This window comes from Leisingera sp. ABM4_060 (assembly GCF_056158765.1).
In genome coordinates, this window is record NZ_JBSWTX010000001.1 from 3,604,257 (window position 1) to 3,617,832 (window position 13,576).

Annotated in this window: 12 protein-coding genes; 4 read left to right on the forward strand and 8 right to left on the reverse strand. The window is 64.0% G+C overall.

Going from position 1 to position 13,576, the window contains the following annotated elements; all coding sequences use genetic code 11:
* Positions 1-215 precede the first annotated feature (215 nt).
* Entirely contained in the window at positions 216-1,112 is an 897-nt protein-coding gene (locus tag ACXAEH_RS17415) for a LysR substrate-binding domain-containing protein (protein WP_475034547.1), read from the reverse strand.
* 425 nt (positions 1,113-1,537) lie between these two features.
* Between ACXAEH_RS17415 and ACXAEH_RS17420 the strand changes: the two genes are divergently transcribed.
* Together ACXAEH_RS17420 and ACXAEH_RS17425 are read left to right on the forward strand one after the other, a co-directional pair.
* Positions 1,538-2,887 (forward strand): MmgE/PrpD family protein, encoded by a 1,350-nt coding sequence (locus ACXAEH_RS17420; protein ID WP_475034548.1) that lies wholly within the window; start codon positions 1,538-1,540, stop codon positions 2,885-2,887.
* A gap of 264 nt (positions 2,888-3,151) precedes the next feature.
* Positions 3,152-4,507 carry a DUF3179 domain-containing (seleno)protein gene (locus ACXAEH_RS17425; protein ID WP_475034549.1) on the forward strand — a complete coding sequence of 452 codons (1,356 nt, stop codon included), beginning with the start codon at positions 3,152-3,154 and terminating at the stop codon, positions 4,505-4,507.
* Positions 4,508-4,522: 15 nt separating this feature from the next.
* On the opposite strand, the gene ACXAEH_RS17430 is transcribed toward ACXAEH_RS17425, so the two are convergent.
* From ACXAEH_RS17430 to ACXAEH_RS17450, 5 genes are all read right to left on the reverse strand, one after another.
* A complete protein-coding gene (locus ACXAEH_RS17430) occupies positions 4,523-5,617 on the reverse strand; it encodes a ferredoxin--NADP reductase (RefSeq protein WP_475034551.1) in 1,095 nt (364 codons plus the stop codon).
* Between the two features lie 103 nt (positions 5,618-5,720).
* The gene (locus tag ACXAEH_RS17435) at positions 5,721-6,035 is read right to left on the reverse strand and encodes a zinc ribbon domain-containing protein (protein ID WP_475034552.1); all 315 of its coding nucleotides are present in this window, start codon (positions 6,033-6,035) and stop codon (positions 5,721-5,723) included.
* A gap of 61 nt (positions 6,036-6,096) precedes the next feature.
* Entirely contained in the window at positions 6,097-7,944 is a 1,848-nt protein-coding gene (locus ACXAEH_RS17440; RefSeq protein ID WP_475034553.1) for an MtaA/CmuA family methyltransferase, read from the reverse strand.
* 23 nt (positions 7,945-7,967) lie between these two features.
* Positions 7,968-9,197 carry a uroporphyrinogen decarboxylase family protein gene (locus ACXAEH_RS17445; RefSeq protein ID WP_475034554.1) on the reverse strand — a complete coding sequence of 410 codons (1,230 nt, stop codon included), beginning with the start codon at positions 9,195-9,197 and terminating at the stop codon, positions 7,968-7,970.
* Complete coding sequence (locus tag ACXAEH_RS17450; RefSeq protein WP_475034556.1) at positions 9,194-10,102, reverse strand: tetrahydromethanopterin S-methyltransferase subunit H family protein; 909 nt, start codon at positions 10,100-10,102, stop codon at positions 9,194-9,196. The genes ACXAEH_RS17445 and ACXAEH_RS17450 overlap by 4 nt, the downstream gene beginning before the upstream one ends.
* Before the next feature lie 243 nt (positions 10,103-10,345).
* On the opposite strand from ACXAEH_RS17450, the gene ACXAEH_RS17455 reads away from it, so the two are divergent.
* Positions 10,346-10,948 carry a TetR/AcrR family transcriptional regulator gene (locus ACXAEH_RS17455; RefSeq protein ID WP_475034557.1) on the forward strand — a complete coding sequence of 201 codons (603 nt, stop codon included), beginning with the start codon at positions 10,346-10,348 and terminating at the stop codon, positions 10,946-10,948.
* A 117-nt stretch (positions 10,949-11,065) separates the two neighbouring features.
* On the forward strand, positions 11,066-12,064 hold the full coding sequence (locus tag ACXAEH_RS17460) for a GlxA family transcriptional regulator (protein ID WP_475034558.1): 999 nt from the start codon (positions 11,066-11,068) through the stop codon (positions 12,062-12,064).
* A gap of 27 nt (positions 12,065-12,091) precedes the next feature.
* Here the strand turns inward: ACXAEH_RS17460 and ACXAEH_RS17465 are convergent, their stop codons facing one another.
* Positions 12,092-12,574 carry a GNAT family N-acetyltransferase gene (locus tag ACXAEH_RS17465; RefSeq protein ID WP_475034559.1) on the reverse strand — a complete coding sequence of 161 codons (483 nt, stop codon included), beginning with the start codon at positions 12,572-12,574 and terminating at the stop codon, positions 12,092-12,094.
* Positions 12,575-12,584: 10 nt separating this feature from the next.
* Positions 12,585-13,505, reverse strand: coding sequence for a GlxA family transcriptional regulator (locus ACXAEH_RS17470; RefSeq protein ID WP_475034561.1), 921 nt, complete (start codon positions 13,503-13,505; stop codon positions 12,585-12,587).
* Positions 13,506-13,576: the final 71 nt, after the last annotated feature.

The following is a 13,576-nucleotide window of genomic DNA, read 5'->3' on the forward strand; positions in this document are numbered from 1 at the left end:
CTTGAGGCGGGCGGTCTTTAATCTGTTGAAATGGATAGTTTTCTACAGGTGCCGCCGCGATTGTCCGAAGGGGTGTGCGGACCTGTCTAGCCGCCGCTGGGCAGCTCGGGAAAGCGCGGCGCAGCTGCGCCGGTGAGTATTTTTCATTGCCGGGGGATCTTCTTGGGCCGCTGCCGGGGCTTCGGGCGCGGTTTTTGGCTGGGTTCCTGGGCTGTTCAGACCGGCTGGCCGGAGGTCTGCATCTGTTCCAGGAACCAGCTCCGCATGCGTTCGACGCGGACCACACCCACCTTGGCTTCCGGTGTCAGCAGGTAATAGGCGCTGTCGGCGGCCTTGAACGGGTGCACCTGCACCAGGCTGCCGTTCGCCAGTTCCTTGCGGATCAGGATTTCCGGAATGATGGCAATGCCGTGGCCGTTCCTGGTTGCGTCGATCAGCATTTCGAACTGGTTGAACATCGGGCCAATGATCCTGCGCGGCAGCTTCCTGCCCTGCAGCTTGAACCAGATCTGCCAGGACAGCGGCCGGGTGGAGTGCTGCAGGATCCGGTGCCCGAGCAGGTCTTCCGGCTCCTCAAGCGGCTCGGGGAATTGGTCCGGCGCGCCGGCGGCGACCAGGACGTCGCTCATCAGGCGGTCGGCACGGTAGCCGGGCCAGGAGGCGTCGCCCTGGGCGAAGGCGAGGTCGACCAGGCTGGGGTCGATCTCTGTGTTTTTCAGGTAAGTGATGAGGTTGAGGGTATGGCGGATCTTTTCCGCCTCGGGTCCCATGATAAGCGGCATCAGCCAGCGGCTGCCCAAGGTGGGATAAACGCCGATGTTCAGGCTGCCCTCGGCGCTGTCATGCGATTTGGTTTTCAGGATGGTCAGCTCCAGTTCCTCCAGGAGCGGCGACAGTTCGGCCAGCAGGTTGCGGCCCGCTGCGGTCAGCTTGACCCGCTGCTTGGAGCGGGTGAAGAGCGACTGGCCGACAAAGGCCTCCAGGATCTGGATCTGACGGCTGACCGCGCTTTGGGTCACGTTCATCTCTTCTGCGGCGCGGGCGAACCCCTCGGTTTTTGCTGCTGCTTCAAAGCAGAGCATGGACGTGATTGAGGGGATGCGTCGTCGCATGGGGGTGCCCTTACAGCCAGAGTTGCCGTCTCAATAATGCTGAAATCTCATCAAGTCATTCCTCTATTCTGATATTTTCCGGTCTTTTTGGGTGCTAGACATCGGAAAACTGAGGCACGAGAATTCCCGGCAGGGCAATCTGCTTCGGCGGCCGGCGCTGGCTTTCTGAAGTTCCGCATCCAGGCCGTCTGTGCCGGGCAGCAGTTGCATCAGGAGGGCGGGATCATAGAGGAAAGCGATCCGGTGCAGTTTTTCGAGAACCCGCAATACGGGCGGACGCGGACCTTCCTGAACCAGACCCCGCAGCATTGACGTGCGGCTCTGGATACGGCTGAACTTGTGCAGCCCGGTGCGGCAGGTTCAGCGGCCGCCGGTCCTGTCCGCCCCGGAAGCGGCGGCAAACGCGCGGAGGAGGCGCAGAGCAGATGGCCTTGAAATTCGACCAGTTTGCAGCGCAGCTGTCTTATGACGCGCTGCCGGAACAGGTGCTGTGGACGCTGCGGCGGTCCTTTCTGGACACCATGGGCGTGGCCGCCGCCGGCGCAACGACGGAACTTTCGGGGATTGCCCGCCGGGTGGCGCCGATGCTCTTTGGCGCAGGGGATGCCGGGGCGGCTCGGATGCTGATGGACGGGCGCGCAGTCAGCCCGGCGGGGGCTGCGATGGCCGGCGCTTTCACCATTGACGCGATAGATGCTCATGATGGCACCACTCCTTGCAAGGGTCATGCCGGATCGGCCATCTTTCCGGCGCTTATGGCCATGGCGCGGGCCTCTGGCCAGGACATGGATGGCAGGCGGTTTGCGGAAGTCCTGGCGGCAGCCTATGAAATCTCCTACCGGGCCGGGCTGGTGCAGCATGCGACCTGCGCGGACTACCACACTTCGGGGGCTTGGACGGCGGTCGGGGTCGCCGCCGCGGGCGCCAAGCTGCTGGGCGGCACTGCGGAGCAGATCCGCCAGGCCGCTGGCATCGGCGAATACCATGGGCCGCGCAGCCAGATGATGCGCTGCATCGATCATCCGTCGATGGTGCGGGACGGTGTCGGCTGGGGCGCGCCGACGGGCGTCACTGCCGCTTATCTCGCGATGGAGGGCTTTACCGGTGCGCCGGCGCTGACCTGCGAGGGCGAAGAGGGCGCGGAATTCTGGGCGGATCTTGGCAGCGGCTGGCGGCTGGCGGATCACACCCATTACAAGGCCTACCCCTGCTGCCGCTGGGCGCATCCCTCGCTGGATGCAGTGCAGGAGATGATGCGGACGCATGCGCTTGGCCACGAGCAGGTTGAGAGCGTGGAAATCCGCACCTTCCACTATGCCACCCGGCTGGCCGGGCATGAGCCGCAGACCCAGGATGAGTTCGCCTATGCCATTGCCTTTCCGGTGGCGGCGATGATCGTGCGCGGCCAGGTGGGGCTGGAAGAGCTGAGCGAAGCGGCGCTGCGCGATCCGGACATCCTGCGGGTAAGCCGGGCGGTTGCACTGATTGACGATGCGGAGATGACGCGGATCAGTACGGACAAGCGCTGGGCCCAGGTCACCCTGGTGCTGAAGGACGGCCGCCGGATCGAGGACGCGCCGCGCACGCCGCGGGGCGATGCGGATCTGCCGCTGAGCGATGCGGAGATCCTGCAGAAGTACCATCTGCTGGCCGCCCCGGTGCTGGGCCAGGCGCGGGCGGAGGCGGTTGCGGAGCTGGCTTTGCAGTTTGACAGGCTGGACGCGGTCCGGTTCCGGCAACTGCTGGAGCTGTGCTGCCAGCCGGTAGGGAATTGACAACCGCTCCAGTGCGCTGCGGGTTGCGGCAAGCGGTCCAGGCCGGGCATCGGGCGGCTTGGCGGGCAGTCCGCAGCGGTCCACAGATTGTTGATGCAGGCGTGATTGGCCGTGCGGCGTGTTTGGGCCTAGCCTGTTTGCAAGCCAATGCAGGCTGAGCACCGCTCCGGCGGGCTCTCCGGCTGGTGGCAAACATGCTGATACCGCTTGCACAGGAAAGGCCTCCTTATGGAAACTGCAGCCGGATTTCCCTCCCGTGGTTTCGTGACTGCGTCCCTTGTGGCGCTCTCTCTGGCCTGGTCCGCCGCGCCGGCAGCCGCCCAGGAGGCAGCGCCACCGCTGCCGGACTATGTGGTCAAGGCCTTCGGCACGCCGCCCGCAGTTCCATCAGGCCCGCTCTCGGACAGCTTGCGGTCCGCAGTTCAGGTGGCCTTTGTGGACAGCATCACGCAGCAGGGCTGGGGGCCGGATCAGACACTGGCGCTGGAAGAAATCAGCGCATCAAAAGATCCCCGGCTTGCCTGGATTATCAGCGATCTGCTGCGGTTCGTCTCTGACCGCCGCATCAATGCGTCGCTCAGCGGTGCGGCCTCCGACCTGCTGGGAAAGAAGTTTCCCAGACGCAACAGCTGGGGCGCCGTTACCGATCATTTGATCGCCTGGGACATTCCGGCGCCGCCGGACTACCTGGCGGTGAAACGCGCCATATTCACCAGTATCATTCCCGGCTGGAGCCGGATCTTTGCGGAAGGGGATATCGACTGGCGGCATGTGTCCTGGGGCGGTGTGCCGATCGATGACCGTGCCTATGGCGAAACCGACAGCCTGTGCAATTGCATCCCGGCGGCCGACAATCCCGAAGTGAGCAGCGCCGAAGAGGCCGTCTGGCTGAAGGACAGCGATATCGTTTTCGGGATCGAGGTGAATGGCGAATACCGTGCCTATCCTCGGCGCATCATGGAGGTGCGCGAAATGGTGAACGATACCCTGGGCGGCCGGGATCTGGGCATTCCCTATTGCACCTTATGCGGGGCGGCGCAGGCCTATTTCACGGACCAGCTGCCAGCCGGGGTAAAGCGGCCGGTGCTGCGCACTTCGGGCCTGCTGATCCGGTCCAACAAGGTCATGTATGACGTCAACACCTATTCTGTGTTCGATACGTTCCTGGGCAAGGCCGTGACCGGGCCGCTGGCAAAACGGAAGCTGCAGCTGAAGCAGGCCTCGGTTGTCACGACGGATTGGGGCACCTGGAAGCGGGCGCATCCCGAAACCACCGTGCTGGTGGAGGCGCTGGCGCTGGGCCGGGATTTCGATTTCCGCAATGGCCGGGATGCCAATGGGCCGATCTTTCCGGTTGGGGATGTCGATCCGCGCCTGCCGGTCCATGAAGACGTCATCGGCGTTCTGACCGCCTCAGGAAAACCGGTTGCCTTTCAGCGCAGCAAGGCGATTGCAGCATTGAAACGCGGCAGCAGGATTTCCTTTGAAAATGTTCACCTGCAGCTTGAGGCCGGGGGCGTGAAGGCGGTGGATGAAAACGGTGCTGACCTGGGAAGCCATCAGGCGTTCTGGTTTGCCTGGTCGCAGTTCCATCCGCAGACCGCCCTTTGGCCCGGTTAAGGCGGTCCGGCAGGGTCAGATACTGTCAAAGTCGAGGCGGATCGATGTGGTTGCGGGGTAAGACAGGCACGCAAGGGTCAGGCCTTCGTCAAGATCCTCCTGGCGCAGTGTCAGCAGCACGCCGGGGCGGGCCTCGACCCTGCCTTCCGTCAGTTTCGCGATGCAGGACGAACAGGTGCCCTCCTGGCAGGCAAAGGGCACATCGGCATCAGCGCGCAGCAGGGCTGCCAGAAGGCTTTCACCCTCCTGCCAGGTGGTTTCATACTCCTTTCCGCCGCACAGGGCAGTGATGCGCGCGGTGGTCCCCGCGATGCCTGCGGTATGTGCGCCGGCTACCTCCAGCCACGGTTCGCTGCCGTCATCTTCGAGAACCATGCCGTAGCTTTCGCGGTGGATGTCCCTGAGCGGCACGGCCAGCGCCTGCAGGGCGCTTTCGGCGCAGTCCATGAAACCTTCGGGGCCGCACATGTAAAAGACCATCGGCAGGCCGTCCGATTGCGCAGCCCAGTCTGCAAAGCGGGAGCTGATGAAACGGCGGTCGATGCGGCCCCTGTGGCCGGTCCAGGCGCCGTCAGCGCGGCTCATCACATGTTCGACCGTGCATCGCTGCGGAAACCCGGAGGCCAGGGCGGCCACGTCTTCGGCCAGAATGACAGACTGCGGCGTCCGGTTGCCGTAGATCAGCGTTACCCTGTGGCCGGGCCCGGTCTCCAGCAGCCAGCGGGCGATTGCGTAAATGGGCGCGATGCCGGATCCGGCGGCCAGCAGCACCACGTGGCGCGCGTCCTGGAGATCCTTGAAAAACCGGCCGCGGGGGGGCTGCACTTCCAGCACATCCCCCGGAGCAGCCTGTTCGGTCAGCCAGGCGGAAAAGACCCCGCCCTCGATTTTCCGGACGGTGATGCGCAGGTCCTGGTCGAGGCCGGGTACGGAAGACAGCGAGTACTGCCGGGCAGCCGGACCCGCGCTGGTGTTCTTCTCAATCGTGAGGAACTGCCCGGGACGGTAGGCAAATGCTCTGTGCAGGTCCTTTGGGACAGCGAGTGTCAGGCTCACGGCATCATCGGTTTCGACCGTTCGTTTGACTATTTTCAGCGGGTAGGTGGCCATGCGTCCTCCTGTGCGGGTGAGGGGTCTTGGCGGCCCTGCAACCCCTTTGTGCGAAGTGATCTGGATGGGGCGGCAGAATCCCGGCGGCATTGCTGGCAGCCGGTCAGTCTTCGCCGGTGAAGCCATGCGCGGCGCGAATGTCCTGCCTGAAGGGATTCTGCTTCGACAGCTTCACGCCGCAGCGGCAGGCGTAGTTGTGGCCACAGGCTTTGGCAAAATAAGCGCGTTCCTGCTGCTGTTTGGCGGCCTTGCGGGCCCGGGCCGCCGGGCCGATGACATTGACCGACAGGACAGGCGCGCGGGTCATGTCCCCGCCGCAGGCAAAGCACATAAGCTCCAGCACTTCGGCCTGCGTAAAATCTGCGACCAGGTCGCGCGATGTGCTGCAGCTTTTGCAGCGGAATGTGTAAACCGGCATTTGTGCCTCCCCTGCGGCTGGCCGCGCGTCCCCGGGGCAGGGCGCACGGCGCGGGCCCGCCTTAGGCTGCCGCCTGTTTTTCGATGTGGTTTTTCACAAGCTCGACCGCGGCATTGGCATCCATGCCGTATTCCAGGCCCATCTTCCGGCCCAGCCCGATATTGGCCGCGGCGCCGCCGAACATCAGCAGATACCGGTCGCCCTTGCCCTGCTCCTCCAGGAGCTGCCTGGTCTTTTCAGCATAGACGGTGGAGGAATTGGTCATCACCGACATGCCGATGGCCACGGCGCCGTGTTCCTCGGCTGTTTGGACAAACTGCTCGGGCTTCACGTTCTTGCCCAAATCGATAACGTTGAAGCCGTTGGCCTTGAGCATCAGGCAGACCAGGTTCTTGCCGATGTCCTGGGTGTTGCCGCGCACCAGCCCGACCACAACCGTGCCGGTGGGGCCGCCATCGCCGCCCGAGGCCTCCAGGATCGGCGTCAGGACCGGCATTGCCTTGTCCATTGTTTTTGCGGCCTTCAGCATGTCAGTGACAAAACGCTCGTTGCGCTCGTACATGTCGCCGACGATCTTCATGCCCAGCGACAGCCCGTCGAACACGATCTCCTGAGCGCTCATGCCGCGCTCCAGGCCCTTCTTGGTCCACTCAATTGCCTTGTCGCCGTCGTATTCCATGATCGCCTCGACCAGGTGATGGTTCACCTCTTCGGCGGGGGAGAGGTTCTCGGCGTGGGTCTTCACCTCGGCGATCTGCTGGTCGTCTGCTGCCGAGGAGGAGCGTTTGCCGGGGTGCATCGGGTGGCCGGCCAGGTAGACGTTCGACAGATCCCCCAAGGCTTTGACATCCATGGGGTATTTGATGTCGGCGCATTGCTGGATCATCGCGTGCAGGTTCTCTTCGGGGATGTTCCAGTCGATATCGCAGCCGGGCATCACGATCAGCCCGCCGTTGTAGCCGACCTCGGCGGCCAGTTTCTTGACCTCGTTGCGGACGTCCTTGGTGGAGCCGTGCATCAGGGTGGAGTAGGGCGACAGGGTGCCCATCAGGGAAATCTGCCCGCCTATGGCCTGTTTGGCCTTGTCCATGCCCGGGTACATGTCGCCGTTGAAATTGAAGCAGCCATTACTGGCGATGTCGCGCCAGATCGGCTGGGTGAAGGTGCAGGTGTGGGTGAAGCCGATGCCCTTGAGGTCCTCGCTGATGTATTTGAACAGGCGTTTCTGGTAGGGCAGCCCGTGCTTGCGGTAGACCTCAGGCGGCAGGATGTCGGAGGAGTTGAACGGGTCGAGGATGTTGCAGACGTCGACGCCGGCCTCGAACATCATCCGGCAGACGTTCTGGACGATGTCCAGCGCCAGTTCCGTGACTTCGTGGGCGTAGTCCGGGTCTTCGGACAGGAGCTGCAGGAACTCTGAGGAACCGGTCATCAGCTGCGCCGTTGTGATCGGGCCGCCGACAGGAGTCGGGATGGCGTGGGTGTCTTTCAGCCCCAACTTCACATAGGTGCGGATTTCGTCCTGGATCGCCAGCACCCGCTTGGAGGGCTGGAAGCCTTCGCGCTCGTATTTCTCCTTGAACCGGTAGAATGCCTCGCGGGTGGGGGTAGGGTGCGTCACCAGCGAGGGCTGGGCATAGGGCAGGTAGTCCAGCTCGCAGCCGGGCACGCATTCGACCGGGGTGAACAGGTCTGTGCCCGCGATGATGACATCGCCGCCGAACTTATCCAGCGCCTTTTTCTTGGCATGCGCCTGGGCTTCGCCGTCCAGCAGGACCTGATCGACCCGGACCCCGCCCTCGCGGATGCCGCGGGTCATCAGCAAAGGCACCACGGGTACCTGGTCCGGGGTTTCGCTCATCGTCACGGCGGCGAACACGCGTTCGCGGCTGGTCATTTGCTTGTTCATGGAAATCCTCCCTTGGATGCGTTTCAGTTGAGCCGGGCGCCGCTGGCCGGCGAAAGCGCCCGCCAGCGCGCTGGCGGGCCGCCGCTCTCCCGCGCGCCAAAGAGCGCGCCGGTGGCGCAGAGCGCGGGAACGCCGGCTGACCGTGCGGCGGCGGCGGCCTTTTCGATGATGGATTTGACCGGGCCGAGGCTGCGGATCTGCTGCAGGTCGTCCGGGGTCAGGGCGCGCATGAACTGCACGCCGGTCATGGCGTGGGCGGCTTCGTCCGGGGTAGAGATATTGTCGACCGGGCCGCCGATGCAGGGGGCAGACATGGCGATATCGGCTGTCAGCAGGGCAAGCGAAGCGCGGTTTCCGGTTGCCACCGCGCGGCCCAGGGCCGCGGCGTTTACCGGCGTGTGCAGGATCATTGAAGCGGGGATCTTCTTGCGCACCTGCGGCAGCAGGACATTGCGGGCATAGAAGTCGAGGTTCAGCATATCCGCGCCCAGATCGGCAATGTCGCTGACAATCGACGAAATCGCGCCGCAGGAGTGAAAGCAGATCAGGCTGCCGCATTTGCTGCGGATCCGTGAAAACAGCGTTTGCAGCCGCGGGAAGATGAAAGTCCGGAAGTCCAGTTCCGACAGATACATGCCGGCCTCAAAGCCAAGGTCATCGCCGTAGACGATGATCTCCGGCGGCTCCGGCAGGGCGTCCAGGGCGGTCAGATAGGCCTCGGTGATGGTTTCCAGCGCCCAATCCAGCAACGCATTGGCGGTTTGGTAGTTCTCGGTCAGATCCAGCATGAACTGCCAGCCGTTGCGCAGCAGGAAGCAGGTGTCCAGCAGGCCCGGGCAGGGCGGGTCCAGGACCGCCGCTGCGCCGCTGCCGGTGTCGCGGAACTGAATGACCGGCGGCAGCACCGGGCGGGGATGCCGGTTCAGCGCCTCCCAGCCAGCGTGCTCCAGCGGATGATCATAGGGCGCATAGGTGCCGCCGCTTTCGAGCCAGAGCACCCCGTATGCATCCTGAAACTCCGGGGTGCGGGTCTCTGCTCCGGGCCAGACAAAGCCAACCCGCTGCAGATCCGATCCGGCGCGCGCGGCGTCCTTGGCGGACAGGGGCAGTGTTTCATAGACCGGGTGTCCCACGAATGAGGCATCATGGGATGGTATGGCCGCCCGGCGGAAGGCGGTGAGCGATGTGGTCCCGATGTCGGCCGGAATGCGCTCTGCCATGATCCGGGAAAGGGTTTCGCCCGGGGCCGTCATGACACATCGGCCAGTTTGAACATCTTCAAAAGCGCGTGGCCGTCCGGCAGGCTGCCGCCGTCCAGCTCCTGCGCGGCAAAGCCCAGGAATACTTCGGCGGACCCCAGCGCATGGGCCATCGGGGCGCATTTTTCGATGATCCCGTAGTGCAGGAAATCGCCCCCCGCCATCCGGCAGCAGGTCATTGCCGCCGCCAGCGACAGGTTGACATACTCCCGCCCCAGCGATGCCAGGCCGGTCCACTGCGGGAAGCAGTTGGAGAAGGCGCAGCCGGCCGGGTAGCCGAATTCTTCGCGCACCGCCTGAATGCCGCGCATGGCGATACCGACGGAGGGCGCATCCATCACCCCCAGGTCAACGATGGGGGTTTCGCAGCCGATCTCGTGCAGGATCGGGTGGAAGTGGTTTTCGATCATTGCCAGCGATCCGTCCGGGGTTGGATCGGCAATGCCGGTTGCCAGGATCATCACCCCGGCAGGTTTGTGGCGGCCAAGCGCCTCGATCTCTTCGTCTTCGCTGTCCTCGTTCAGCGAGGCGTAGACCGAGCGTTCGAGGATGCCCTTGCGGGCGGCGTATTCCAGGCCCGCGATGCGGACTTCGCTTTCGGTTGCGTTGAGCAGCAGCGGCAGGCCGGTGCGCTCTGCGGTGAAGCCGATGAACCGGCAGAAGGCATCCGGGTCGGATCCGATGACATCAAAGGCCATCTGGATGCCGTAGCGTTCTGCAAGGGTGTTGACGCGGGCAATCAGCTGCGCGGCCCGGGTGGCGTCAAAGGTTCCGGCAAAGGCGTCTTCAACAATCGAATGGTTGTCGTAGAAGATGCTGCCCACGGCCAGGCCGGTGTGGAACCCGGCCGGTCCGCCAATGGTGCAGTTGCCGATTTTCAGGGGTCTTGGGGTCTTCAACAGATGCTCTCCCGTAGCGGCGCGCGCGGCTGGCGCTGGGTCTTCATATAGCGTAAGAATAGACAGACAGGTCTGTCTACAAAATTCTTAAATTCTTATTTTGTGATTTTAAAACAGGGCATTAATGATTTGTTTTCTGAGGTCGCTTGGAAAATTCTGTCTCATTTTGCAGATTCGCCACCTGCAAGATGCTTGTGCGGGCCGGCGCGGAACCCTACATTGCAGACACCCGAGGAGACCTGCATGCTGACTGCCGCCGACCCTTCTGCAATGAAAGCGCGGGACCGCATCCTGCACACCGCGTACAGGCTGTTCTCCAGCCGCGGCATTTCACAGGTCGGCATCGACACTATCCTTGCGGAATCCGGCTGCGCCAAGGCGAGCCTCTACAAGCACTTCAAGTCAAAGGAGGAGCTGGTTCTGGCCTTTCTTGAGCTGCGCGAAGATCTGTGGACGCGGGGCTGGCTGGAAGAAGAGGTGAGAAAGGCAGCGGCCTCTCCGGAGGCGCGGCTGCTGGCGGTTTTCGACGTCTTCGACAGCTGGTTCCGGCGCCGTGATTACGAGGGCTGCGCCTTTGTGAACGTGCTGCTGGAGAGCGAAATCAACTCGCAGGTTCATCGCGCCGCCTCCCGCCATCTGGCCGCGATCCGGCATTTCATCAAAGGCCTGGCGCAGGATGCGGGCCTGCAGGACCCAAGCGGTTTTGCGGAGGTCTGGCACTTTCTGATGAAGGGCTCCATCGTGTCCGCCTATGAAGGCGAGCGGCTGTCAGCAGCCCGGGCCCGCGAAGGCGCCAGGCTGATTTTGGAGGGCTGGCCCCGGGCGGCGCAACCTCCGGCCGGGTAAGGCGGGGCGCGGCTATTGGCAGCGGCAAGACCGGCGATGCCAGGAGCGGCTTGAAAGTTCTGCCCGTGTTTTCCATTCTGGTGCACGCGCTTACGCCATCAGCATGGAAAGGATGCCGTGCAAATCCGCCCGCCCATATCCCCGGCGCCGTCTGGAAAGTTCAGCAAGACCCTGAGCTTTGAGATCTACGTGCGCCCCGGGTTTTCGCATCTCGAACTGTCATCGGTGATTTCAGTGCTGCAGACGGCCAATGCGCTGGAGGCCGGTGTGCAGTTCACCTGGCAGGTGGCATCGGATTTGCCGGGCCTGGTGTCCAGCAGCTCCGAGATTCTGGTGCGGGCAGAACCGGCGATCGGCGACCAGTATCTGAAGGACTACCTGTTTGTCACCGGCGGGAGCAATTGCGGCGGCGGCAATTGGATGCAGCGGGCCCGGGCGATGCAAAAACTGCGCCGCCCGGTGCTGCTGCTGTCGGAGGCGGCCACCGCCTACATCCGCGCTGCGGCGCCGTTGTCCGGGCCGGCGACCACCCATTGGCAGGATGCGCGGGCGCTTGCGGAGACCGGGAACTACCCGACGGTCACAAACCGTCTGGCCGAAAACAACGCCGGGATTTTCACCTGTGCCGGCCACGGGCATACGGCGGAGATCGTCATCCGGCTGTTGTCAGAGATCCTGTCGCCGCAAGATTGTGCCGAGCTGACAAGCGCAATGGCCCTGGAGACCGCCCGGGGCTTTTCGGGGGAGCAGCCCAGAGGGGCCGGCGGCAATTTCAATTTTCTGGGCGGCAAGCTGGCCAAGGCCATTGCCATCATGGAGGAAAGCGTCGAGGCCCCGCTGCCCACAGCCGCCATTGCGGAACGGGCGGGATTGTCCGTCCGCCATTTGGAGCGGCTGTTTCTGTCTCATCTCGACACCACGCCGGCGCGGCACTACCGCCGGGTGCGGCTGAAGCTGGCGGGGAAGCTGATTACGGACACCAGCCTGCCGGTTGTCGATATCGCCCTGGCCTGCGGTTTCCCGTCGTCAGCCTCGCTGGCCAAGGCCTACCGTCATGAGTTCGGCGTCACCCCGCACCAGCTGCGCAGCGGCAGAAAGGGCCCTGCTGCAAAGTAGCGCAGGCGCGGAGGGGAGGCGGCAGTTTCAGCCCAGCCGCCGCGCCATCCGGTAGGTGGTAATCCCATGGTAGCCCGCATGTGCCCGGCCGCCGGTGATCTCAAACCCCAGGGCGCGGAATTTGTTCTGATTTTCCACCAATGCGGTTCGGGTTTCCAGCACCAGCCGGGATTTGCCGCGCTGGCGGGCTATGGCCGAAGCGCGTGTGATCATCCGCCGGGCGAGGCCGCCGCCTTTGTGCCCGGTCTGGATGGCGAACCGGCCCAGGAACAGCTCATCCTTTGCTTCTTTGAGAAACAGGCAGCCCGCTAGCTGGGCGCCGTCGGCAGCGATCATCAGATGTTCGCGCTCTGCACGCCGGGCCAGGTCGGCAGCGGTGCAGCCATACACCGTGCTGGGCGGGTCGACCTTGCCGACGGTATGGGCAAAGGCATGGCGTAAAAGCCCAAGCAGGCCGGGCCAGTCCTGAAAGTTTTCCGGATTGAGCGTGATCTTTGGTAAAGACCTCACTGTAATGACCTCAGGTGCGGCGGGCGTCTGGCTGCTTGCGGGACTGGTATTCGACTGGAGCAATGCCAAATTTCCTTTTAAAGCTGCGGGCAAAGGCGGTGGTGCTGGCAAAGCCGCAGGCAACAGAGATCGCCGGCAGCCGGTAGTCGGTTTCGCTCAAGAGCTTGCGGCCGCGTTCCAGCCGCAGATCGCGGTAGTAATGCGCAGGTGTGCGGCCGGCGTGGGTGCTGAACAGCCGCTCCATGTGGCGGCGCGAGATCGCCGCGCGCCGGGCGACTTCCTTCAGCGGCAGCGGATCTTCCAGGTTCTCGGCCATGATACCGGCTGCCTTGACCAGATGCGGGCTGCGGCTGCCGAGCAGATAGGAGAGCGAACTTTGCGGATGTTCCTGGCCGCTGCGCAGGCCCGAGTGGACGCATATGCCGGAGACGGTGCGGGCAAAGCGCTGTCCGTGGTGGCTGGCAATCAGATGCAGCGAAAGATCCAGCGCCGCAGTGCCGCCGCTGCAGGTCAGGACCTGGCCATCCGCGCAGAACAGCTGGTCCAGCGGCGCCAGTTCCGGGAAGCGTTCGCAAAACCCCAGCCGGTCCTCCCAGTGCAGGGTGAAACCGCCGGATTTCAGCAGCCCGGCCTCGGCCAGCAGCCCGGTGCCGCCGGAGACCGCTCCGACCGTGGCGCCGAACCGCGCCTTGCGCCGCAGCCAGCTGACCGACGAAGCTTGCGCAGAATGCTGAGCAGAGGGGCCTGCAACGATGAGGTAGTAATCTGCCGGGGGCGCATCGGGAAGCGGCCCGTCCACCCCCAGTTCTGTGCCGTTGGAGCAGGTTACGCTGCTGCCGTCTTCGGACAGGGTATGCCAGGTGTACAGCGGCTGTGCGGCCAGCTGGTTGGCAATCCGCAGGGGCTCAATCGCAGAGCTGAAGCTGAGCATGGAAGCGCCGGGCAGAAGGAAGAACGCAAAGGACTTTTGCGGCAGGTCCCCGGGGAGAGAGTGTGAGGGCG